This is a genomic window from Heyndrickxia sporothermodurans (assembly GCF_003055045.1).
Classification (GTDB): domain Bacteria; phylum Bacillota; class Bacilli; order Bacillales; family Bacillaceae_C; genus Heyndrickxia; species Heyndrickxia sporothermodurans.
In genome coordinates this window covers 1-1,798 of the sequence record NZ_NAZB01000033.1, presented here as the reverse complement: position 1 = coordinate 1,798, position 1,798 = coordinate 1, and the positions used below count along the sequence as shown (strand labels likewise).

Annotated in this window: 2 protein-coding genes and 1 pseudogene; all 3 read right to left on the bottom strand. The window is 34.6% G+C overall.

The annotated features are described in order from the left end of the window. Positions 1-402: pseudogene (locus B5V89_RS14440) on the bottom strand (glycohydrolase toxin TNT-related protein); the annotation flags it as partial. A 359-nt stretch (positions 403-761) separates the two neighbouring features. Then, entirely contained in the window at positions 762-1,013 is a 252-nt protein-coding gene (locus B5V89_RS14435; RefSeq protein ID WP_107920819.1) for a hypothetical protein, read from the bottom strand. Between the two features lie 10 nt (positions 1,014-1,023). Continuing rightward, on the bottom strand, positions 1,024-1,798 hold a 775-nt coding region (locus tag B5V89_RS20135), incomplete at its 5' end, for a hypothetical protein (protein ID WP_213083809.1).

Sequence of the window (1,798 nt, the reverse complement as noted above, 5' to 3'; positions counted from 1 at the left end):
GTATCCAGCGTAGGTGACCTTAACTTCTGTAGCTCCAATCCGATTCTTTGTTGTATAGTTTGAGATAGTTAAATCTCTCATCGCCTCGACAAATGCATCAATATCTTCATAGAATGGTTGATCAATCGTCCGGTCAACGATGTCCCCGACTTTTCCAGTAAATCGATGTAATACTTCAAAGTCTTCGTATAAGTGTTGAAATTTGTCCTTCTGGCTGGTGTGATGAAAGGAGATGACCCCATCGCTATCGAGACTTGCAATATCTGATTCTGCATCTTCTAGATTGTCCGTGATGTCTTTGAGATCATCAATCATTCCTTTGCCCCAGCGCCCTAAACCAATTAAATCGCCAATACCTTCTTTCATCTTTTCCCAATCCGATGGGATATATTTTACGTCCATGAAAAAACTCCTGTTCATATAAACTGGACTTCCGATATTTTATATAACGTTTTTGTTCTTATTTCTTCATTTATCCTTAATTCATTTCTTTTTTATAATTTAATAAACATTTTAATTTCTAATAGCTGTACATCCTCTTTTTGTTCCCATTTTTCATAATAATATTTATTAGTTCAATTCATTCCTTTTTTTGCTATGTTAGTATCATCTGGCATCCCTATATATAAAGAATCTATGCAAATGACCAATTTTTGACCTTTTGTTTAACCTTCTTTTAATTTTCATTGGATTGCAAGTAATTGCCGTAAGGAAGTTTAGGTTTTTACGCATTCTCTATCTACTAAAGTCATAATGTAATTTTAATTGTTAAGTCTGTTTTGTTGACTTAGCACTACTTTATAAAAATAATCAAACGCCTCATCTTCATTATCTATTTCTTTAATTATGAAGTGACCTCCTCGTTCTCTTGTTTCATAAACTTTCCATACTCCTTGATCGTATGCACATCCCAATACAAGCGGCGCATCTGATATCTTGTCGAGTATCATTTTATATTCACCGATATTTATTTTTTCAGATTTAAATCTCTTTAAAAACTCTTGCTTTGTCATTTTTACCCTCCTAGTATTTTGGTATAACCCCTATCATTTCCAATGCTTGGGCGTTTAGTGGGGTTACAATCTGTTCAGCTCCACCATTCATTAATTTCTCTCCTGTAGAACTACTGATCCATGGAGCAGCTTTACCCTTCACTCCATAAGTGGTATCTAAATTTCCAACAACTTTCTTTATTCTATCTTGGTAGTCGTTATAGTTTGCTCTAAATCTATCAAAATCAATTTCTGAGATTGGATCTTTTCCATTAGCAACTACAACTTGATTCAACTCTTCAAGACTATCACTTTTGATTGCATCAATAGCGCTAAAATAGGATTCATTATTAAAGATTCCTACGTGCCTTGCTGAAGGGTTTTCTATATATGGTATTGCACGTTGATCATACGTGTAAGGAACACCATTATCAGGTAAAGTAGTGAAATTTTCTCCACCCTTTCCACCGACTCTATCCCATCTTCCAGGTAATGGGTTATTTCTATTAATCGCCAGAATTGTGCCTTCTTCAAATCCCATTTTATCAGGCCAATCTATATTCATTCTGCCATCAACAAACCCCTCAGGCTTTAAGAACTGCATGTCAGAGACAATAGTAATATCACCTTTTACTACTAATGCATCATATGCTTCATGAATCTTTTCAAATTTTTCTTCATTCGTTAAGTCATCTCGTTTTCCAATGTCATTAATGTGATTAAAATATTCTCCTATATGCTTAAATTTTAGGTTGTCAGTACCCTTACCACCACTAGCACCAAACCCATCAATCCTACTAACAACA